Here is a 21,675-nt window from a genome sequence, read left to right on the forward strand (position 1 = left end):
CGCATCGGGATCTCGTCTCGTTCGTTCCTCACTCGATCGCCGGACCAGCTCAGAGCTGGACGCCGAAGTCGTTGGCGATGCCGGTCAGGCCGGAGGCGTAACCCTGGCCGACCGCGCGGAACTTCCACTCGTCGTTGTTCCGGTACACCTCGCCGAAGAGCATGGCGGTCTCACCGGCGGCGTCCTCGGTCAGGTCGTAGCGGGCGACCTCCGAACCGTTCGCCGCATCGACCACTCGGACGTAGGCGTTGCGCACCTGACCGAAGCTCTGACCTCGGCTGTCCGCCTCATAGATCGACGCGATCACCGCGACCTTGTCCACCTCCGGCGGCAACGCCGAGACGTTGACGGTGATCGACTCGTCGTCACCGGCGCCCTCACCGGTGAGGTTGTCGCCGGAGTGCTCGACAGATCCGTCCGGCGTCCGCTTGTTGTTGAAGAAGACGAAGTGCGCGTTGGACAGCACCTTGCCGTCGGCACCCAGGACGAGAGCGCTGGCGTCGAGGTCGAAGTCGGCGCCCGTGGTGGTGCGCAGATCCCAGCCGAGGCCGAGCACCAGGCTCGTGAGCGTCGGTGCCGCCTTGGTGAGGGAGATGTTGCCGCCCTTGTTCAGGCTGATGCCGGTCATCGGTGTGTACTCCTCGCTGAGGTGCAGCTGCGCTGCAGTGGTGTCAGGGCCACGCGTTCCGGGTCCACCAGCATCATGCCCGCTCGTCGTCCGTCAGGTGCCCCGATCCCGTCGATCTGCAGGCCCCCGTGCAGCGATCGACGCGCAGCGGCGCTAGCGTCGGGCCCGACGAAGGAGAGGTACATGGGTTTCACCGCTGCGCAGTTGCAGGAAGCTGCAGGCAAGCAGGTCGACGATCTGCTGGGTCCTGGCCTGCGGCTGCTGTTCGTGGGGATCAATCCGGGGCTCTGGACGGCGGCGGCCGATGCGCATTTCGCCCGGCCCGGCAACAGGTTCTTCCCGGCGCTGTTCCGGTGCGGGCTGACCGACCATCTGATCAATCCTTCCGCCGGGATGAGCGACGCCGACCGGGCGCACCTCATCGAGCGCGGGATCGGCATCACCAACCTGGTGCGGCGGGCCTCGGCCCGGGCGGCTGATCTGACCAGGGACGAGTTGACCGACGGGGGCGAACGGATCGCCCGGCTGGTGGCGGCCCACCGGCCCCAGGTGGTCGCCATCGCCGGCATCACGGCCTATCGCACCGCCTACCACCGCGCCGGGGCGACCGCTGGTGAGCAGGAGGACCTGCTGGCGGGCGCCAAGCTGTGGGTGGTCCCGAACCCGTCCGGGCTCAATGCCCACGAGACGCTCGACTCGCTGGCCGCCGCCTACGGCGCGGTGGGTCGGGCGGCCGGGCTGCTTCCCGGACAGACCTCCTGACCGACGCGGTCTGCCGGATGGTCGTATCCGAGCCTCGCGGGGGTGTTCCCGACCATCCGGAATGAGGGGGCCGGCTCTCGCGACCGGCCCGTCCGCGCTTCGAACACAACGCCGGATCGCCGACTGAGCGTTGCGCCATACGTGTCGTTTCTTGGGTTCGGGCCAGCGACTACCTGGTCAGTTCTGCGCGACATCGCCGAGTTGCGGACCGTAACTCTCTGGTGGATTGTCGTAACAAGTGTGTTGCGCAATCGCCTCGACCCCGCTCCGGCGTGGCAAGATCGGCGCCACCCAGGATCTGTGACGAACGAACCGCCTCAGGAGGCAACCGGTGAGAAATAAACTCATCCCAGGTGCAGCGATCGCGCTGTGTCTGACACTTGCAGCATGTGGCGGAGGGTCGGGTGACACCGGCACCTCGTCCCAGAACGCAGCAACGAACAACGGCGTTGCGACGACGGCAGGTTCCGCGACCGGCAGTGCCGCGACCGGCAGTTCCAGCAGCGGATCTCCGAGCAGTTCGGCCGCACCGCAGCCGCAGAGCGACGGGATCCTGCAGGACGTGCTCGGCCAGGACGTCGACACCCTGCTGCCCGCCGACTCGAACGTCGGCGACAACATCGCCGTGCTGGATGTCGTCTACGACGGGCTGGTCCGCTACGACCCGAGCACCAAGAAGCCCTACAACTACGTCGCCGACGACATCAGCACCAAGGACAACACGGTCTGGACGATCAAGATCAAGTCCGGTCTGAAGTTCCAGAACGGTGAGGCCGTGGACGCCGATTCCTTCGTCCGGGCCTGGAACTACGCCGCCTACGGTGGCGACAAGGCGAACAGCTACTTCTTCGAGCGCGTCACGGGCTACGACGAGATGCAGCCCGAAACCGACGCTGACGGCAAGATCACCAAGCAACCGACCGCCAAGGAGCTGTCCGGGCTCAAGGCCGTGGACGCGACCACACTCCAGGTGACGTTGAAGGCGCCGTTCGCCGGTTTCTCCACGATGCTCGGCTACACGGGGTTCTTCCCGATGGCCAAGGCCTGCCTGGCCGACGTCAAGGCCTGCGCAGTCAAGCCGATCGGCAACGGCCCGTTCAAGGTCGACCAGTGGGACCAGGGTTCCAAGCTGACGCTTTCCAAGTGGACCGACTACACGCTGCCCGAGACGCCGAACTACGCGGGCATCGTGTTCACCGAGTACAAGGGTGAGTCGTCGTGGGCCGACTTCCAGGCCGGCACCATCGACTTCGGTACTCCGCCCACAGCCCAGGTCCAAGCGGCTGCCGACGATCCCGACATCTCCTCCCGCAAGGTCTCCGGCCCGGGAGCTGCGCTGACCTACATCGGCTTCCCGACGTACAAGGGCGCGCCGTGGAACGACATCGAGTTCCGCAAGGCGATCTCGCTGGCGATCGATCGGCAGGCCGTGATCGACGCGGTGATCCCCGGCCAGGCAGTCCCGGCCACCAGCTGGGTGGTCCCGGACGGGGTGCCCGGTGGTGTCGCCGGTACCTGTGAGTTCTGCAAGCTGGACGTCGCTGCGGCGAAGGATGCGCTGGCGAAGTCGAGCTGGAAGGCAGGCACCGTCCTGAGCATCACGACCGGCAAGGACCAGACGCAGAACGACTACTTCAAGGCGATCGGCGACCAGCTGAAGGCGAACCTCGGCATCGACTACACCCTCGATCCGTCGCCCGACTTCTTCGCCAAGCGTTCTGGGCGACAGATGACCGGCGTCTTCCGCAACAACTGGTTCCCGGACTACCCGCTGAACGAGAACTACCTGGCCCCGGTGTACGCCAGCGGCGATGCGAAGAAGGGCAACACGAACTTCGGGTACTACGACGCCGACTTCGAGAAGCTGATCAAGGCCGGCGACCAGTCCAAGGACATCGACGCCGCGGTGGTGCAGTACCAGGCGGCCGAGAAGGTGCTGGCCAAGGACTTCCCGACCGTGCCGGTGAGCTTCGCGCAGAATCTCGTCTACTACTCCGCCAACGTGGAGAACGTCGTCCTCGACCCGTTCTCGGGCACGCCGAAGTTGCGGCTGCTGAAGTTCAAGGGCTGACATCCGCTGATCCGCGCCGCGTGTCCTGATCGGGCACGCGGTGCGGGTTGCGGTGGTCCGCGGGGTGATCCCGATCGTGATCGACGGGGTCTCGTCTCCTTCGTCTGCTCCCTGTGCTGAGCGACGCAGGAGACGAAGGGGACCACCGGAGAAGCCGCTCGATCACCGAATTCTCGACCACCGCAGTGAGGAGAGGTGCGCGCCACCGTGGCCGGTTACATCCTGCGCAGGGTGCTGCAGGGAATCCTCACGCTGTTCCTGGTGATGATCCTGCTGCACTGGCTCACCACGCTCGTCATCCAGCTCAACGGCAACCCCGCGCTGGCGTTCTTCGGCGACCGCATCCCGACCGCGGCACAGCTCGCGGCTGTCACCGCACGCTTCGGTCTGGACAACCCGTGCTACAGCCAGACCGGAAACCCCTGCATCGGCCCGTTCTTCGAGCGGCTCGGCCAGTACCTGCGCGGTGACTTCGGCACCAACTTCCGTGGTCGCGAGGTCACGGACATCGTCGGCTCCGCAGCGCCGAACACCCTGAAGCTCTTCGTCGTGGTCACCATCGTCTGGTCGATCGTCGGGCTCACGCTCGGCTCCGTCGCCGCCCGCACCCGTGGCCGCGCGCCCGACACCAGCATCCGGGTCGTGTCGATCCTGATCGACGCGCTGCCGATCTTCGTGCTGCTGCTGATCTACAAGTACGTGGTCACGGTGCCGGTGAACAAGTGGGCCAGCAGCAACTTCGGCTCGGACTCGTTCCTGGCGCTGCTGTTCCGGCCCTCGTTCTCCGCCGACCACAGTTGGGCGACGCTGATCATCCCCGGTCTGCTGCTCGGGCTTGCCGGGACCGCCTCGTTCATCCGGCTGGTGCGTGCCGCCCAGCTGGAGAACTACAACGCCGACCACGTCCGTACCGCCCGCTCGAAGGGGCTGGGCGAGGGACGCGTCACCACCCGGCACATCGTCCGCAACTCGGCGATCCCGGTGGTCACCGCGGTCGGTTTCGTTTTCACCGACGCGCTGGGCGGCGCGGTGGTGACCGAGGGGCTGATGAACATCAACGGGATGGGTGGCGTGTTGTGGAATGCGGTGCGGGACAGCGAGACCGCTGTGGTGATCGCCGTCGTCACGATGCTGACCGTACTGACCATCGTCGTGATGATCGGAGTCGACATCGTCTACGCACTGCTCGATCCGAGGATCCGCTATGACTGACCCGGGCTCCGCCGCGAACATCGCGGTCACCACCGATCACCCGCAGAACACGCCGCCGGGGTCCGACCCGGTGGGTGCCGACACCCATTCCCTCTGGTCGGACGCGGTCCGGCAGCTGCGGCGCAAGCCGTCCGTCATCATCGCCTCCGTCATCGCCGTGTTCTTCGTCGTGGTGGCCGTGTTCCCGTCGCTGTTCACCTCGGTGGATCCGGGGGCCTGCAATGTCAGCCAGGCCAAGATCCGTCCGCAGTGGTTCAGCGGTCCACACCCGTTCGGCACCGACCAGTTCGGCTGCGACCTGATGGCGCAGTTGGTGAACGGGGCGCGACCCTCGCTCTTGCTGGCGTTCGTCGTGGTGTTCTTCTCGGTGATCATCGGTGTCACGCTGGGCACGTTTGCGGGGTTCTACCTCGGCTGGGTCGACGCGATCGTCTCCCGGGTCATCGAGGTCTTCCTGGTGATCCCACTTCTGCTGGCGGCTCTGCTGCTGCTGTCGCTGTTCCGGCAGGACGTGTCGTCAGGTGGCGGAACCTTCGCCACGATCCTGCAGCCGGCCATCGTGCTGACCGGGTTCGGGTGGATGAGCTATGCCAGGTACGTCCGGGCCAGCGTGCTGGAGACCAAGCACCTCGACTACGTCACTGCGGCCCGGGTGCTCGGGGCCGGCGACTTCCGGATCATGTTCCGGCACATCCTGCCGAACGCCATCTCGTCGGTGACCGCATTGATTCCTACTGCCATCGCGGGGGTCATCAGTGCCGAGGCAGTGCTGTCGTTCCTGGGGATCGGCGTCCGGCCCCCGTCCATCAGCTGGGGCATCATGCTGAACAGCGGCGCCGAATGGTTCTCCGGCGGCTACCCGCACATGCTGCTGTTCCCGCTGGTCTGCCTGATGCTGACCATCCTCGCGTTCGTGGTGATCGGCGACAACCTGCGCGACGCCCTCGATCCGAAGCTGAAGTGAGGCAGTGCAGATGAAGAGACAGCGCAGATGAAGCTGACGAAGACGCGTGAGACACCTTCTCCCGTGGGACGAGCGCCCGTGGACGGCGTCCCGCTGCTCGAGGTGACCGACCTGATCGTCGAGTTCCACACCCCGCGCGGCGTGGTGCGGGCTGTCAACGGGCTCTCCTACACAGTGGAGGCCGGTCGCACGCTGGCCATCGTCGGTGAGTCCGGCTCGGGCAAGAGCGTGTCGTCCCAGGCGGTGATGGGCCTGCTGCAGACACCGCCGGCCAAGATCGCCGGCGGATCGATCGTGTTCCAGGGAACGAACCTGTTGTCGTTGTCGCGCAAGCAGCATCGGGCGTTCTGCGGCGAGAACATCGCCATGGTCTTCCAGGACGCGCTGGCCGCACTGAACCCGGTGTACACCGTCGGATGGCAGCTCACGGAGGCGCTGCGGGTGCGCCGCGGGCTGTCGAAGGGCGATGCGCGGCGCCGGGCCGTCGAATTGCTGGATCTGGTCAGGGTGCCGGCTGCGGCGGAACGGGTGAAGGAGTATCCGCACCAGTTCTCCGGCGGCATGCGGCAGCGGGTGATGATCGCGATGGCGCTGGCGCTCGATCCGCAGCTGTTGATCGCGGACGAGCCGACCACGGCCCTGGACGTCACCGTCCAGGCGCAGATCATGCGGCTGCTGGCCGACATCCAGCAGGAGCGGCAGATGGGGCTCATCCTCATCACCCACGATCTCGGGGTCGTCGCCGACGTGGCCGACGACGTGACCGTGATGTACGCCGGCAGATCGGTGGAGGCCGCCGACGTGATGGACACCTACGCCCGACCCGCGCATCCCTACACGGAGGCCCTGTTGCGATCGATCCCGCGACTGGACTCCAAGGGCAAGGAACTGCCGGTGATCCCGGGCCGGCCGCCGGAACTGCTCGCGCTGCCACCGGGCTGCGCCTTCGCGCCGCGGTGCGACTACGCGCAGGACGTCTGTCGCACCGATCCTCCGCCGCCGGACGTGGAACCGGCCCCCGGCCGCACAGCGGCCTGTCACTTCGCCGCGGAGGTGATGGACCATGTCGCACCCCGCACCCGAGCCTGAGGCCCGCGCAGCACAGGACCCGATCGACGGGGATCTCGTACAGGCCCTCACCGTGCCCGAGAGTGCTTCGGGCACACCGGTTCTCGAGCTGCGAGACCTCGCAGTCCACTACCCCGTCCGGCGCGGGGCCGTGCTGCGTCGCACCGTCGGGCAGGTGAAGGCGGTCGACGGTGTCTCGCTGTCGCTGCACCGCGGCCGCACCCTCGGGCTGGTCGGTGAGTCCGGCTCGGGCAAGTCGACGTTGGCCAAGGCACTGGTCGGAGTGGAGACACCGACAACCGGGCAGATCCTGATCGACGGGGTCGACGTCACGAGTGTCGGAAAGCGCGATCGCAAGCGGCTCCGCCGCGAGGTGCAGATGGTCTTCCAGGATCCGTACACCTCGCTCAACCCGCGGATGTCGGTGGGGGAGATCGTTGGCGAGGCCTACCGGATCCACCCGGATGCTGCACCGCAGGGGAGTGTGGACCGGGCGGTGGCCGACCTGCTCGACCTGGTCGGGCTCAACCCCGAACACGCAGGTCGGTATCCACACCAGTTCTCCGGCGGTCAACGTCAGCGGGTCGGGATCGCCAGAGCGCTGGCGCTGAAGCCGAAGCTACTGATCTGCGACGAGCCGGTGTCCGCGCTGGACGTCTCGATCCAGGGTCAGGTGATCAACCTGCTCGAGCGGCTGCAGGACGATCTGGGCCTTGCCTACCTGTTCATCGCCCACGACCTCTCGGTGGTGCGGCACATCGCCGACGACGTCGCCGTGATGTACCTCGGGCGATTGGTCGAGGACGGCGACGACACCCAGGTCTACGAGCATGCCAGGCATCCCTATACGCAGGCCCTGCTGTCGGCAGTGCCGCTGCCGGATCCCAGCAGGCGCGGTAGCCGTCCCGAGATCCTGCTCGAGGGTGACGTTCCCTCGCCGATCTCACCGCCGCCAGGATGCAACTTCCACACCCGCTGCCCGCTTGCGCCGACCCTGCCGGAGGCCGGAGGTCAGGCCGTTCCGACCATCTGCCGGACCGAGGTGCCGCAGATGACGCTCCAGGACGGGACGGCCGACGGCTCCGGTACGCACCTGGCGGCCTGTCACTTCGCACGCGAACTCCGGACGCAGCCGGACGTACCGGGCGGCGCCATCGGCCCCGGTGCCGGACAGGAGGGACGCTGATGGCCGCGCCACGGATCACCAGCAGAGCCCCGCGGTCGGCGTCGGTGCTCAAGTCCAGGTTGATCGCCGCCAACCGTGCCGAGCTCGAGGCCGGTCTTGCCTGGGCCGGATCCGATCCGTCGATCGAGGCCGCAGCGGCCCGGATCACCGGCGCGCGGCGACGGTTCGTGCTCGGAGCCGGTATCGGATTCACCTACGCGTCGCTGCTGGCCGGCAAGCTGAACGCCTCGCTCGCCCAGGTCACGGTCGTCGACGGCACCATCGTGCGACCGCTCGACATCCTGTCCGACGTCCGGGAAACGGACGTGCTCATCGCCATCTCGTTGCGGCGATTCCGTGGGTACACGATCGACAACGCACTGCCGTTCGCCCAGGCGGGTGGCTCGCTGGTGGTGATCACCGACTCCCGGACCAACCCGCTGATCCCGCACTGCACCGAGGCGGTGGTGATCGACACCGACGCGCACCGGACGGGCTCGATCCACGCCGACCTGGCCATGCACCCGGAAACGCCGGGAGTGTCGCCCGCCGTCGTCTCCCTGGTGATCGACCTGATCGCCACCTTGTCGACCGCCAGCGCGAAAGGGGCCGGCCGCCGCTTCGCCGAACGGGAACGGCTGGGCTCGGAGCTGGGCCTGTACCGCGACTGAGTCGGAGGTCGCCGGCACCCTGTGTCGGGGCGCCGGCTGTTCAACCATGAGCGGGATGGGAACGACGTCAGCCCAGCAGACCGCGTTCGACGGCACCGGACTTCGGTGCGGTACTGATCATGGAGGGGACCTCAGGGCTCCACAGTCCGTTCGGCTGCAGCCACCTTGCGCAGCAACGACTCCAGCAGGGTGCGCTCGTGCTCGTCGAGCACCTGGAACAGATCGCCGGCGGTGCGGCGGTTGGTCTGCTCCATCGCCGCGCGCATCCGCCTGCGCAACTCGACACCTGCCGGACTGAGAGTGACGACGATCGCTCGACGGTCCTGCTCGCTCGGTCGGCGCTCGACGAATCCCTTGTCCTGCAGAGCATCCACCAGCTCGGTCGCCGATCGGGGGGCGATCTGTAGGAGCTCGGCCAGCGTGGACAGCCTCAGTTCCGCTGCCGTCTCGGGTTCCTGGGCTCGGCGCGGCCACCGTGCGACGGTGGCGAACGCCCTGGCCTGCGAGGGTGTCAGGTCGAACGGCGCCAGCTCGCGGGAATGCCGGGACCGCAACGAGCGGGACAGGTGGACCATCAGCTCGGGGAGATCCATCAGTGCCGGATCGATCGGGGGCGCGTCAGCGCGGTCTTGGTGTCGCACGGCGCTCACCCTACCCGAATGTTGCGGGGCAACCTCATCATGAGGTAACCTCAGCAATAGCGGAGCCCGCAGGTCGCATCCTGCGCCCGGATCCGCACGGTCCGAGACATTCCCGTCCCGGACCAGGCAGGCCCGACCAGGTCGCCCATCCACTTCCGAGCCCATCCACGTCCGAGAGGCCGCACCCCATGGCACAACCCATCATCTCCCGCCGTCCGCCTGATGCTCCTGCCGAACACGGCGGGCCACGAGGTCGCTCCGGCGCCCAGCGCAGCCCGGTCGACCTGCAGCAACTGCAGGAGCACCCGGTCCGACTCGGGCGCATAACACAGCTCTTCGCCCCGCACCGCGCGCCGTTGTCGATCGTCACCCTGCTGATCATCGCGACCTCGATCGTCGGCCTCGCCTCCCCGTTCCTGGTCAAACACCTCATCGACGACGCGATCCCGCGGAAGGACGTCCGCCTGGTGCTGCTGCTGGTCGCAGCCATGGTGTCGATCGCGATCGTCACCGCGGTCTTCGGCGTCATCCAGACGTGGCTGTCGACCAAGGTCGGCCAGCAGGTCATGCACGGCCTGCGTACCGGCCTGTTCTCCCACCTGCAGCGGATGCCGTTGTCGTTCTTCACCCGGACCAGGGGTGGTGAACTGCAGTCGCGGCTCACGAACGACATCGCGGCCATGCAATCGGTGGTCACCAACACCGCGACCTCGATCGCGTCCAATCTGACCACCGTCGTCGGCACCGCGATCGCCATGGTGGCGCTGTCGTGGCGACTGGCGCTGCTCAGCCTGATCGTGCTCCCACCCGCAGTCCTGCTGACCAGGGCGGTGGCCCGGATGCGCCGGAGCGTCACCACGAAGGCCCAGCGCACCCTCGCCGACATGCAGTCCCAGATCGAGGAATCGCTGTCGGTCAGCGGAGCGCACCTGTCGAAGATCCTCGGCTCCGGCGATCAGCTCGCGGCGAAGTTCACCGCGTCCTCCTCGTCCCTCACCGCGCTCGAGGTCGCCTCGCAGCTTGCCGGGCGCTGGCGGATGGCAACCATGAGCGTCGTCTTCGCAGTGATTCCTGCGCTCATCTATCTGTTCGCCGGGATGCCGGCGACATCCGGGGGGATGACGATCGGCACCCTCGTCGCGTTCACCGCCTTGCAGGGGCAACTGTTCCGGCCGCTGATGGGCGTGCTGTCGGTGGGGGTCGAGGTGACCGCATCGATGGCCCTGTTCTCCCGGATCTTCGAGTACCTGGATCTCCCTGCGACCATCACCGACCCGGACCGCCCGGTCCCGCTCACCGACGTCCGGGGTTCGATCTCGCTGCGTGACGTGACGTTCCGGTACGAGGGATCCGACCGGGATGCGTTGCGCAACATCACCATCGACGTCCCCGCCGGCTCGACGCTGGCATTGGTGGGCGCCACCGGGTCCGGCAAGTCCACGCTCGCGGGACTCCTCTCGCGGCTGCACGATCCGTCGTCCGGGTCGGTCACGATCGACGGCATCGACCTGCGTGATCTGACCCTGCAGACCATCTCGTCGGTGGTCGGAGTGGTGTCGCAGGAATCGTATCTGTTGCACGCCAGCATCTCCGACAACCTGCGTCAGGCGAAGCCCGAGGCCACGGACGAGCAGATCGAGGCCGCAGCGGCGGCCGCGCAGATCCACGAGCTGATCGTCTCGCTGCCGGACGGCTACGACACCCTGGTCGGTGCCCGTGGGCACCGGTTCTCCGGCGGCGAGCAGCAACGCCTGGCCCTGGCGCGGATCATCCTGCGGGACCCGAAGATCCTGGTCCTGGATGAAGCCACCAGCGCGCTGGACAACAGCACCGAGCGGGCCGTCCAGCAGGCGCTGGACGCCGCCCGGCGCGGTCGGACGACGGTCGCCATCGCGCACCGGCTCTCCACCATCCAGGACGCCGACCGGATCGTGGTTCTCGACCACGGCCGGGTGCGCGAGACGGGGACGCACGACGAGCTGGTCACCGCCGGCGGCGCCTATGCCGCCCTGGTCGACGCGCAGCGTACGACCGTCGCGGCCGCCTGACGTCGGCGTACAGCGGTCCCACGCCCGCGCCGGCCGCCGGCACCCGCAAGATGGAGGGCTGCCGTTCAGGATGGGGGCACGGACAATCCCCGGACCTGCTGCACACCTGAGGCGTGCAGCGTGTCGTCCTGGACGAGGGGACGACGGTCCGGGGATCGGGTGACTGTCCGGTGTTGGCCAGGCCGTTCCGCAGCTGCTGCTGCGCGATCCTCCCGGATCGACCGGTTCCTGGCGGGCGGTGGACGGGCCTAGCGGCCAGTCACCTCACGTGTCCGTCGGGTATTCAACTGCGGACCACCTCCTCTCCTGTGTACTACCGAAAGTACGAGCCGATCCGCAGTTCCGCAACGGTGAATTGCCGGCGGCTCAGCCGATGTGTCCACCGGGAGCGGACAACGACCGTGGATCGGCCGCGCGGACCGAGAACGTCTCGCACGGAGCCACCGCCATCGTGCGGGTGCCGGCGTGCGGTCGACGCCCGTGGGCGGTACGGATGTTGTCGACGATCAGCAGATCGCTGGGCGTCCACTCCACCGTGCGGGACGACGGCTCGTACGCCGCCAACACCGCCTCGAACTCCGCCTGCGTCAGGGGTGTGCCGTCACCCCGGGACGTGTTGAACGGCAATGCATCCACGCCGAACGAGGAGATCAGCAGTTCCCGTTCCGCCTCGTCCAGCGCCCACTGGTTGAAGAAGGTCAGCTGCCCCCACCACGATTCCTGCCCGGTTCGCGGATGGCGCAGCACGGCGGGTCGGCGGCCGGCGGTCCGGAGCGCACCGTCCCGCCTCCACTCGGCCTCCCAGCCGAGCTCGGCGAGCAGGTCCTCCACCGCGACCGGATCATCGGTGCCGAACATCTGCGGCCAGTTGACCCCGAAGAACGGCCGGTAGGTACGCACCGACAACCACCCGGTCTCGGTGAGCGTCTCCCGCACCCCGTCCGGGATGCGCCGCAACACATCCTGGGTGTCCGCGAGCACCGTCTGCCCACCTGTCGGTGCGACCTGCAGTGCCGAGAGGAGCATGATCGACGGTGCGGTGACGCTGTGCCCGCGTTCGTGGTGCGGGCACATCTCCCGGTCGCCCGGCCAGTGCGGCGCGCCGAGCACTCCGTTGCCCAGCTCCTCCCGCGGGGCGAAGTCGTCAGCGGTCGGCAGTGCGCTCAGTCCCAACAGATCGCAGGCTCTCGCCACCCCCTCGGCGCCCAGCGGTGCGTCACCGCGCAGCAGCAGCGCTCCCGCACCGTCGAGCGCGGCGAAGACCTCGTCTCGGGCATCCTCCCGCTCCAGCCAGCCGCCGATGGCGCCGACCCGGAGCGCTTCAACGGTGTCGCCGCCTGCCGATGAGGCGCTCACCGCAGTACTTCCTGCAGCACGGCCGCCGCGATCTCGATGTCGTCGTCGGTGACGTCGAGATGAGTGGTCGCCCGGATCCGGCCCCGACCGAAGTCCAGCAGCCGGACACCCCGCTCGGCTGCCGCGGCGATCACCGCCGGTGCCCGGTCGGCACCGTCCAGGGCGAACAGCACCACGTTCGTCTGCGGGGTCGCGACCAGCGAGATCCCCGGTAGCTCCGCCACGGTGTCGCCGAGCCACGCCGCGCGACGATGGTCGTCGGCCAGGCGATCGACCATCTCGGTGATCGCCAGCAGGCCGGCCGCCGCCACGATCCCAGCCTGACGCATACTGCCCCCCAACACCTTCCGCCACCGACGGGCCGCAGTGATGAACTCCACGGAACCCGCGAGCATCGAGCCGACCGGCGCCCCGAGACCCTTGGACAGGCAGAACTGCACCGAGTCGCAGTCGGCGGCCAGGTCGGCGACACTGCGGCCGGTGGCGACCGCGGCATTGAAGATCCTGGCCCCGTCCAGGTGGACGGCCATCCCGTGCGTGCGGGCGAAGCTGATGGCCGCACCGACGCGGTGCGGCGGGGTGATCACTCCGCCGGCGCGATTGTGCGGGTTCTCCAGACACAGCAGTGACGGCCGGGAGAACTGCGGATCGTCCCAGTCCTCGGGGAGGACCGCTGCAAGCGCGTCGGCATCGAAGCCGCCGTCCGTTGCATGCGGGACCGCCTGGTAGGCAACCCCTCCCAGGGTGGCTGCGCCGCGCCCCTCGTAGAGGTGGATGTCGGACTCGATGCCGGCGATCAGAGAGCTGCCGCGCGGGCAGTGCACCAGGATCGCGGTCAGGTTGGCCATCGTGCCGCTGGGCATCAGACAGGCAGCCCGCTTGCCCAGCAGGGCTGCCGCCGTCTCCTCGAGACCGGTGACCGTCGGATCCTCGCCGTAGTCGTCGTTGCCGACCTCGGCGGCGCCCATCACTGCGCGCATCCGCTCGGTGGGAAGGGTGAAGGTGTCCGACCGCAGCTCGACGATCCGGGACCGGGTCGTGCCCGGAAACGCCGGCGCCGCAGCGGGTTCGGCAGGACGTGAGGACTTGCTGGTGGTGGACAGGACTGTCTCCTCAGGCGCCGGCGACCGGGACACCGGTGTGGTGGGTGGGTTGTTCGTCCGTCAGTGCGGGGGCCGGCCCGGCTTCGGCCGTCGGTCGGGCGGCGACCCGGACGGTGATCCGCCGCACCGCCTCGTGGAGGGTGTCCGTCACCTCGTCGGCGTCGGCACCCAGGGCGATGACGAACCCCAGTCGGTCGGCGAAGTTCGTCGGGGTACGTACCGCGGATCCGACGGCGGCCGTCACGGTCACCCGGTCCACCCCCGGGACGGCGAGTGCTCCCTCGGCGCCACCGATTCCGTCGATCCCGGTCAGGACCCCGTCCTGCTGCGCCAGCAGGAAGGCGATCCCGGCCGAGCGGTCGCGGGTGGGGGAGGCGTCGACGGGCAGGCTCGCGACGACGCGCAGTTGCTGCTCGATCAGGTCGACGCCGGTGGCGAGGCGCACCAGGTCGGGGATCATCCCGCCCGCCGCGCGGCCGTTCACCTCGACCAGCCGCGGGCCGTCCGTCGTCAATCTGAGCTCCAGATGTGCTGCCCCACCGGTGATCCCGAGCGCCCTGATGATCCTGGTGGCGTACTCGACGATCCGGGAACGGGTGTCGTCGTCCACCGGCGCGGGGAACAGATGCCCGGTCTCGACGAAGTGCGGCGGCGCGGACACCGTCTTGGCGGTCACCCCGAGCACGTCGAGTCGATCGCCGCTGCCGAGGGTCTCCACGGAGAACTCGGGTCCGACCAAGTACTCCTCGACCAGCACGGTCGACGGTGTCAGCAGGCCGCGGGCGTTGTGGCTGACGGCCTGGATCAGTGCGACCTGCGCTGCCACCTGGTCGGCATCGGCGCACAGCCGGACATGGGTGGATCCGGAGTCCTGCGTCGGTTTGACCACGCACGGCAGGCCGACGGCGCTGACGGCATCCTCGATCGCCGCCCGACCGACGGTGCGCAGCGGTCCGCCGTCGAGGACCGCCCAGCGCGGTTGCTCGATCCCCGCGTGTGCCAGGAAGTTCCGCACCGCGACCTTGTCGCGACAGCGCCGGACAGCGTCGACCTGACCGCCGGCCAGGTCGAGCTCCCCGGCGACCGCGGCGGCCACCGGGAGGAAGTACTCGCTGGTCGTGCTGACCCCCGCAACTGTCCGGCCCGATGCGCGGAGCGCTGTGAGGACGGCCTGCGGGTCGGCGGTGTCGGCCACGACGACGACCGCCCTGCTGTGCTGCAGACCGGTGTACCGGCCGGGGTCGGCGGTCACCAACAGGGGCTGCACACCCAGGCGGTGGGTGGTCGTGAGCGCCGTCATGCCGGTACCGGTCGTGTTGGACTCGACGAACGCCAGGAACGGCCGCTCCCGGGGCAGCAACGCCCGCGACCAGCCCGCGACCGCCGTCCCGTAGTCGACCTCCTGCGGCGAGGCAGGTCCGACTCGCAGCGGGGCCGACTCCTGCGACGTTCTCTGCGCCGGATGGACCGAGGGCACGTACCGGTCGCCCCGGTCGGGGAAGATCCCGAGGATCCTGGTCCCGGCAGGCCGGGTGGCCGCCAGGTGCTCGAGCACCTGGTACACCGAGCCGGAGGAGTTGCCGGCGAACAGTTGTTGGTGGGCGGCCAGCCGGCGGGTGGCGGCGAAGGCCTCGTCGTCGGAGAGCCAGTGCACCTCGTCGATCACCGCGTAGTCGACGTTGGGGGCCTGCATGCTGTTGCCGAGCCCGCTCTGCTTGCGCTGCGGCTGGTCCGGCTGGCCGAAGATCATGCTGCCGACGCAATCGACGGCCACCACGTGCAGGTCGGGCAGCACGGCGCGCAGCGCGCGGGCGGTACCGCACAGCGATCCGCCGCTGCCGACCGCGCCGACCAGCACGTCGACGGTCCCGAGATCGTCGATCACCTCGGCGGCGAGCGAGCGGTAGGCCCCCGGGTTGTCCGGGTTGGCGTACTGCTGCGGCCAGAATGCCCCCGGCAGGTCGTCGAGCAGCCGGGCGAGCAGCTCCAGCCGGGCGCTCTGCCAGCCCGCCCCGGACATCGCCGTCACCACGTGGACCGAGCAGCCGAGTGCCAGCAGCTTGCCGTGGGTGACCTGGTCGATCCGCGGGTCGGTGACGATGTGCACGGCATGTCCGAGGCTGCGACCGACGAGCGCGAGACCGAGCGCCATCGTTCCCGAGGAGCTCTCGATGATGGGGTCGCCCGGCCGCAGGACGCCGCTGGCCAGGGCAGAGGTGATCACCTCACGGGCCACCCTGTCCTTCATCGCGAACAGGTTCTGCAGCTCCAGCTTCGCGTAGGCGATCGCCGGACCGGGAAGATCCAGCCGCACGATCGGAGTGTGGCCGACCGCGGCCACCACGCTGTCGAACACCATCAGGCTTCGCTCCCAGGATCGGTGTCGGTGCGGAAGACCGTGACGCGTCGGGAGATCGCCGTTGGCGGGCCGACGTCCGCTCGTGCCGCAGGGTCGCTTCGAGCAGGGTCGGTTCGAGCAGGGTCGTCGTCGCCGCGACAGATCGCTGCACACGCTTCTCGAGCGGCGATCAGGGTGAGTGCATGATCGGGGGCAGCAGCATCGAGCAACAACCCGTGCATGGTGCCGCTGTGGGTGGTGACGACCCCCAGTGCGCCGGTACGGGCAGCCGCGTCGCGCAGCGCCGGCCAGGTCCGTTTGGGGTTGGCCAACTCGGCGAGTTCGGCGCTGCGGGTGCTGATCTCCCCGACGCGCGCCAGGTCGCCCCGGTGCAGCGCGGCGGTGAGGTGCTGGAGCAGCTCGGCGTACTCGCCGCGTTGGTCCGCGGTGTACGGCTTGCGCATCCGGTTGAACGACACCGTGTCGAGCCGGCCGCCCTCATCGATGGCGACGACGGCGAGCGGTGGAATGTGGGAGATCTCGTGACGCAGCCGGACCGAGCAGTGGTCGAACGCCACGATCCCCTCGTGCATCACACCGTCGGTCGGCTCCACGCCGCGGATCCAGTTCTCGATCGACGCCGGATCGATGGCCAGACCGAGACATCGACCGACCGCGCGCACGGTCGCCACCAGGTCGGCGGACGAACTGGCCAGCCCCTTGCCGGTCGGGATCGCCGAGTCGATCACCAGCGTGCCTCCGCCGTGATGGCCTGCGGCGTCGAGCATCCGCCGCGCGACGGCCTCTGCCTTCCGCTTGTGGGACGGGTAGATCACCAGCTCCTCGCCATGTCCGAGCCGGAAGGTGGCATGGGAACGCAGGGCGATCGGAAGCGTCACCAGGAAGTCCGTCCCGTCGGGCAGCACCCCCTGCAACAGTTCGCCGAAGGTGCCGGCCGCGGATGCGGTCGCTCCGCGGACGTCGACGCCCTGCCGACCGGTGATCACCCCCCGGGTCATGACGGACCACCGCGGGGAGCCGTGCGGTCGGCAAGATCCCGGCGGATCAACTGGATCAGCTCGAGCACCCTGACGGGTGACGTGCCGCCCTCGGTGACCTTGGCCGCCAATGCGGCCACCGGGTCGAAAGCGTTGTCCAGCAGCGATTCCAGGATGCGGTGCGGCAGTGGATGGCCGGCGCCCGTGAGTGCGTCGGAGAGCAGGGTCACCCCTGCCCGGCCGGGGGCAACCCCCTGCTCGAGTGCCGCGACGACGTACCGGCCACTGATCACCTGGGCCTCCCGCCAGCCGATCCCGTGATCCAGGGTGAGCCGGTTCGCCAATGAGAACGCTCCGAGGAACTCGGCGCCGGCGTCGGCAGCGGCCCGCTCGGTGTCGAGCCGGAAGGACGAGATGACCGTCGTGGCAAGTGCGAGCACGGACCCGGCCGCATCGAGGGCGGTCGGCAGCAGCGCTGAGGCCTCCTTGGAGACCTCGACCAGGTTCGTGTAGGTGGTGTTCCGCTGGCCCAGCGCGGCATCGAGATAGCAGGCCGTGAGGTGCGCCGTTCGGCCGCGGATGCGTTCCAGCACCGGGTAGTTCCGCTTCTGCGGCATGGCCGACGAGATGCCGGCCAGGTCGTCGGGCAGCCACAGGTAGCCGACCGGACCGGAACCCCAGCCCATCAGGTCGGTGGTGAAGCGGGACAGTGTCACACCGAAGTTCGACAGCGCAGCGGTGAGCGCCAGCACCCAGTGGCGGGAAGCCACCGCGCCGAGCGCATGCCGGGCGGGACGGGCGAAACCCAGTGCTGTGGCGAGCTTCCGGCGGTCCCAGGGCAGGTCGCCGCCGGCCATCGCGCCGGCGCCGAGCGGACAGCGGTCCACGAGGTCTCGGGCCGCTGCCAGTGTGTCCAGTGTGTCCAGCAGTTCCTCGGCCAGCGCACTGAGGAAGAAAGCGGGGGATATCACCTGTGCCGCCTGCAGGTGCGTCTGCCCGGGCAGCGGATCGGTGAGGTACTCCTGCGCCCGGTCGAGGGTGACGGCAGCCAACCCCGCCACCGATGCGCTGATCGCGTCGATGCGCTCCCGGGCATACATCCGTTGGGCGGTGGCCTGCAGATCGTTCCGACTGCGGTCGACATGCCATCCCGCGACCGTCCGACCGAGTCGGCTGTTCACTCCGGTCTCGATCGCGAAGGCGACGTCGGAGAAGTTGGCCGCTGCGTCCGGGGAGATTCCCGCGGCGCCGAGGGCGACGAGCGCGGCGTGCAGGTCGGCGCAGTCGGTCTCCGACAGGACGCCCATCCGGTGGTACTCGTCGACCAGGGCCCGTTCTGCAGCGATGTAGTGCGGCAGCAGTCGGGCGGCCTCGTGGGCGAACTGCGGGCGCAGGATCTGCTCGTCGAGCACGGCCCGCGGAGAGCCGTCGATCCGACCGGTGAGGGGTGTGTTCATCGGCGCGCCACCGCAGTCAGTCGGGCTGCCACGACAGCGGCGGCGAGTTCGGGGCGGGTCCGGCAGAACAGCGGACCGCCCTCGGTGACGGTGAGCTCCGTTGCTCCCGGCCAGTCGGCAGCCGTCGCCACCGCAGACCCGTCGTCCGACGCCCGGACGAGCACGAGCGGTACCGGCAGCGCGGTGGCGCCGGTGTCGGCCACGCCGAGTCCGTCGTCGAGCAGGTCGAGCTGGGACTGCATCAGCTCGTGCCGGTAGACCCGCGCCAACCGCTGCCCGTCCTGCGCCGAGAGGGCACCGAGATCGACGTCCAGCGCGTCGGCGGCCTGCTCCGCGAGCTGGACATCGGCAGTTGCGGCGAGCACCGCGTTGCCGCGGAGGATGCCGCGCCGATCCCTGGCCGGTTGCGAAGCAAGGAACACCCCGTCGATCCGGAGTTCCGGGCGACGCGCCAGAGCGATTGCCGTGGCTGCCCCACTTCCCTGACCCCACAGCACGATCGGTAGCACACCGTCGGCCGCGGGAGCCGCCCCGAGTTCGGTGGCGACCGCGTCGACGAGGTCGGCTCCGGTGGGCAGCATGGCGTCCGCGGGCAGGCTCTGGCCAGGATGCTCCAGCGCCGACACCCGCACCCGTGGGTGCGCTGCCGCGACGGCACCGGCGAACTGCCGCGCGAGGAGTGCACTCGCGCCGGCCGGTGGCAGGAACACCAGGTGTGCCGACGGGTCCGCGGGAGTGATGAGTGGCAGCAGCAGCGCCGGGACTGCGCCGAGTGCCTTCGTCCGCGATTCCCCGCGCTCGGTGCCACTCGGCCTGCCTCGCTCCTGCACCAGCGCCAGCAGGTCGCCGAGCACCGGTCGGGAGAACAGGTCGGCGATGCCGAACAGGCGATCCGCCGCAGCAACGGCACGCAAGGCGCGGATCGACGTCCCGCCGAGCGCGAAGAAGTCGCTGTCCCGGCGGAGGGCCCCTGCCGGGATCTCCAGCGCACCGGCCCAGGCAGCCAGGACCCGCGCTGTCGGCGTAGCCGACTCGCCGACCCGGTGCTGCCCGGGACGCTCGGTGCTCTGCCGGTCGAGATGCTCGGTGGCAATCCGGGTCAGGGCCTTCTTGTCGACCTTGCCGTTCCCGTTGAGCGGCAATGCCTCCAGCTGCACCAGTGTGGTCGGAACGGCGGCCGCCGGCAGCGAGAGTCGCAGCTGCGCGTCGGCGGCGGCCAGATCGATCGGCCTGCTGCCGGTGACGAAGCCGGCCAGTTCCTTGCCGTCCCCGGACGCGATGGTGATCACCGCGGCCTCGCCGACACCGGCGAGCGAGCGCAGCCGGAACTCGATCTCGCCGAGCTCCAGTCGGATCCCGGCGATCTTCACCTGCTCGTCGCGGCGTCCGTGGAACTGCAGCGTGCCGGTGGGCAACCACCGGCCGTAGTCACCGGAGCGGTACAGGCGCGCGCCGGGGATCACGGGGTCGGGGCCGAAGGCGGCGGCGGTCCGCTCCGGGTCGTTCAGGTACCCGAGTCCGACCATGATCCCGGAGAAGGTGATCTCGCCGATCGATCCGGGCGGTACCGGGCGGTCGTGGTCGTCGAGCACGTGGACGACGACGTTGATGTTGGGGCGCCCCACCGGCACGCTCGGGCCGTCGGGAGCGCGGTCCATGATCTCGTGGGTGGTGTCGTCTGAGGCCTCGGTCGCGCCGTAGGCGTTGATCAAGGTGATCCCGGGAAGCGTCTCGAACAGGCGACGGGCGATCGGCAGGCTGATCGCCTCACCGGTCACCGAGAGGCAACGCAGTGTCCGCAGGGCTGCCACATCGTTCGGAGCCTGCAGGTGGTCCAGCAGGATTGCCAGGTAGCTGGGAACCACCTGGGCGATCGACACCCGGTGCTCGGCGAGGAGCTGCAGCGTCGTCGGAACGTCCAGCAGCGCAGCATGATCGGCGATCAACACGCTCGCCCCGACCATCAGCGGCGCCGCGAACTGCCACAGCGAGATGTCGAAGGTGGTCTGTGCGGACTGCAGGACCACGTCGGTGTCGGTGAGCCCGAAGTCCCGGATCTTGGCCCACAGGTGGTTGTCCATCCCGCCGTGCCCGCACAGCGCACCCTTGGGCTCGCCGGTTGAACCCGAGGTGAAGTACACGTAGGCGGGATCGAACGGACCTGGTTCACGGACAGCCGGCCCTGCTGCTGCGGAATCCTGCGGGCTGCGCGGGACCACGATCCGGTCCGGTGACGCGACCAGCCCGAGGCTCTCCGGTCCGTCGATGACCAGGCGCGCACCGGAACGACGGACGAGGGTCTCCCGCCGCTCGGCCGGGTCGTGCGGATCCAGCGGCAGGTACACCGCGCCGGCCCGCATGATGCCCAGCACCACCGCGATCCACAGCGGGCTGCGCTCCAGCGCCACGGCGACGACCTGTCCGGGACGAATCCCGGCAGCCTCGACCGCGCGGTGCACGGTGTGCACCGCGGTGAGCAGAGTGCGGTAACTGGCGGCAGTCTCGCGGTGCACGACAGCCGTCCGGTCCGGGTGCCTGAGCGCGCGGTGCTCGAGGGCATCGAAAAGACTGTGCGGCAACTTCTCCACGATCTCGCCGGTGCCCAGCCGGGTGTTCAGACCACGTTCGTCCTCGGTGAGCAGGTCGACGGCCGACACCGTCGCTGCCGGATCTTCGGTGGCCGCGGCAATCGCGGTCCGGATGTGCTCCAGATGTGCGGTCACCCCGGCCGGATCACGCAGCGACGACGCCATCGTCACGGTGAGCCGGGCTCCGTCGACGTCGAGCTGGATACCCTCGCTGCGCACCAGGACCCGGTCGCTGCCCGTGCTGCCGGCGCCGGTCGCTGCCGCGGTGTCGGCGATCAGGGCTGCCCAGTTGCCCGAGAGTCCGAAGTCGATCGGTGCCGGGTCTGCTCCGTCGAGAACGCCGCCGATCTGGACGGACACCTCGTTCTCCGAGGCGAGCAGTCCGAGAGCGCGCAGATGGGCGGCGACCGCGACAGCAGCAGACCCGGTACCGAGCCGTATCCCGAGAGCGCCTGCCGCCGAGGGGATCTCCGCCGACGCGACGACGAACGGTGCGGTGGTCCCCGCCGGGGCAGCGCAGGTGCCGGTGCCGTTGACGAACGGGAGGACGACGGTCGTCCCGGTGAGACCGGTGGGCACACCGGGGTCCCCAATCCCATCCTGCC

16 protein-coding genes are annotated in these 21,675 nt (G+C 69.2%); 8 read left to right on the top strand and 8 right to left on the bottom strand.

Annotated elements, in window-relative coordinates:
* Positions 1-49: 49 nt before the first annotated feature.
* Positions 50-628, bottom strand: a complete 579-nt coding sequence (locus ABLG96_RS02330) for a TerD family protein (RefSeq protein ID WP_353649819.1) — start codon at positions 626-628, stop codon at positions 50-52.
* A 183-nt stretch (positions 629-811) separates the two neighbouring features.
* Between ABLG96_RS02330 and ABLG96_RS02335 the strand changes: the two genes are divergently transcribed.
* The 7 genes from ABLG96_RS02335 to ABLG96_RS02365 all read left to right on the top strand — a co-directional run bounded on the left by ABLG96_RS02335 (position 812) and on the right by ABLG96_RS02365 (position 8,541).
* On the top strand, positions 812-1,390 hold the full coding sequence (locus ABLG96_RS02335) for a mismatch-specific DNA-glycosylase (protein WP_353649820.1): 579 nt from the start codon (positions 812-814) through the stop codon (positions 1,388-1,390).
* A gap of 331 nt (positions 1,391-1,721) precedes the next feature.
* Positions 1,722-3,461, top strand: coding sequence for an ABC transporter substrate-binding protein (locus tag ABLG96_RS02340; RefSeq protein WP_353649821.1), 1,740 nt, complete (start codon positions 1,722-1,724; stop codon positions 3,459-3,461).
* Between the two features lie 195 nt (positions 3,462-3,656).
* On the top strand, positions 3,657-4,673 hold the full coding sequence (locus tag ABLG96_RS02345) for an ABC transporter permease (RefSeq protein WP_353649822.1): 1,017 nt from the start codon (positions 3,657-3,659) through the stop codon (positions 4,671-4,673).
* Entirely contained in the window at positions 4,666-5,637 is a 972-nt protein-coding gene (locus tag ABLG96_RS02350) for an ABC transporter permease (RefSeq protein ID WP_353649823.1), read from the top strand. The genes ABLG96_RS02345 and ABLG96_RS02350 overlap by 8 nt, the downstream gene beginning before the upstream one ends.
* A gap of 27 nt (positions 5,638-5,664) precedes the next feature.
* Entirely contained in the window at positions 5,665-6,726 is a 1,062-nt protein-coding gene (locus tag ABLG96_RS02355; protein WP_353649824.1) for an ABC transporter ATP-binding protein, read from the top strand.
* Complete coding sequence (locus tag ABLG96_RS02360; RefSeq protein ID WP_353649825.1) at positions 6,701-7,891, top strand: oligopeptide/dipeptide ABC transporter ATP-binding protein; 1,191 nt, start codon at positions 6,701-6,703, stop codon at positions 7,889-7,891. The genes ABLG96_RS02355 and ABLG96_RS02360 overlap by 26 nt, the downstream gene beginning before the upstream one ends.
* Positions 7,891-8,541, top strand: a complete 651-nt coding sequence (locus tag ABLG96_RS02365) for an SIS domain-containing protein (RefSeq protein WP_353649826.1) — start codon at positions 7,891-7,893, stop codon at positions 8,539-8,541. Before ABLG96_RS02360 ends, ABLG96_RS02365 begins: the two co-directional genes overlap by 1 nt.
* 131 nt (positions 8,542-8,672) lie before the next feature.
* Here ABLG96_RS02365 and ABLG96_RS02370 read toward each other — a convergent pair whose 3' ends face one another.
* Positions 8,673-9,182 carry a MarR family transcriptional regulator gene (locus ABLG96_RS02370; protein ID WP_353649827.1) on the bottom strand — a complete coding sequence of 170 codons (510 nt, stop codon included), beginning with the start codon at positions 9,180-9,182 and terminating at the stop codon, positions 8,673-8,675.
* 188 nt (positions 9,183-9,370) lie between these two features.
* Here ABLG96_RS02370 and ABLG96_RS02375 point away from each other — a divergent pair, with 188 nt between their 5' ends.
* Positions 9,371-11,230, top strand: a complete 1,860-nt coding sequence (locus ABLG96_RS02375; protein ID WP_353649828.1) for an ABC transporter ATP-binding protein — start codon at positions 9,371-9,373, stop codon at positions 11,228-11,230.
* Between the two features lie 366 nt (positions 11,231-11,596).
* Here ABLG96_RS02375 and ABLG96_RS02380 read toward each other — a convergent pair whose 3' ends face one another.
* From ABLG96_RS02380 to ABLG96_RS02405, 6 genes are read right to left on the bottom strand one after another with little or no spacing between them, the layout of a single operon-like run.
* Positions 11,597-12,586 carry a TauD/TfdA family dioxygenase gene (locus tag ABLG96_RS02380; RefSeq protein ID WP_353649829.1) on the bottom strand — a complete coding sequence of 330 codons (990 nt, stop codon included), beginning with the start codon at positions 12,584-12,586 and terminating at the stop codon, positions 11,597-11,599.
* Positions 12,583-13,722: a GntG family PLP-dependent aldolase gene (locus ABLG96_RS02385; protein WP_353649830.1), complete on the bottom strand. Its 1,140-nt coding sequence runs from the start codon at positions 13,720-13,722 to the stop codon at positions 12,583-12,585. Before ABLG96_RS02385 ends, ABLG96_RS02380 begins: the two co-directional genes overlap by 4 nt.
* The gene (locus ABLG96_RS02390) at positions 13,700-16,048 is read right to left on the bottom strand and encodes a pyridoxal-phosphate dependent enzyme (protein WP_353649831.1); all 2,349 of its coding nucleotides are present in this window, start codon (positions 16,046-16,048) and stop codon (positions 13,700-13,702) included. The genes ABLG96_RS02385 and ABLG96_RS02390 overlap by 23 nt, the downstream gene beginning before the upstream one ends.
* Positions 16,048-17,046 carry a kinase gene (locus tag ABLG96_RS02395; RefSeq protein ID WP_353649832.1) on the bottom strand — a complete coding sequence of 333 codons (999 nt, stop codon included), beginning with the start codon at positions 17,044-17,046 and terminating at the stop codon, positions 16,048-16,050. The genes ABLG96_RS02390 and ABLG96_RS02395 overlap by 1 nt, the downstream gene beginning before the upstream one ends.
* Positions 17,043-18,482 (bottom strand): lyase family protein, encoded by a 1,440-nt coding sequence (locus ABLG96_RS02400; RefSeq protein WP_353649833.1) that lies wholly within the window; start codon positions 18,480-18,482, stop codon positions 17,043-17,045. Before ABLG96_RS02400 ends, ABLG96_RS02395 begins: the two co-directional genes overlap by 4 nt.
* A complete protein-coding gene (locus ABLG96_RS02405) occupies positions 18,479-21,649 on the bottom strand; it encodes an amino acid adenylation domain-containing protein (RefSeq protein WP_353649834.1) in 3,171 nt (1,056 codons plus the stop codon). The genes ABLG96_RS02400 and ABLG96_RS02405 overlap by 4 nt, the downstream gene beginning before the upstream one ends.
* Positions 21,650-21,675 lie beyond the last annotated feature (26 nt).

This window comes from Nakamurella sp. A5-74, assembly GCF_040438885.1.
In the GTDB taxonomy this organism is placed as follows: domain Bacteria; phylum Actinomycetota; class Actinomycetes; order Mycobacteriales; family Nakamurellaceae; genus Nakamurella.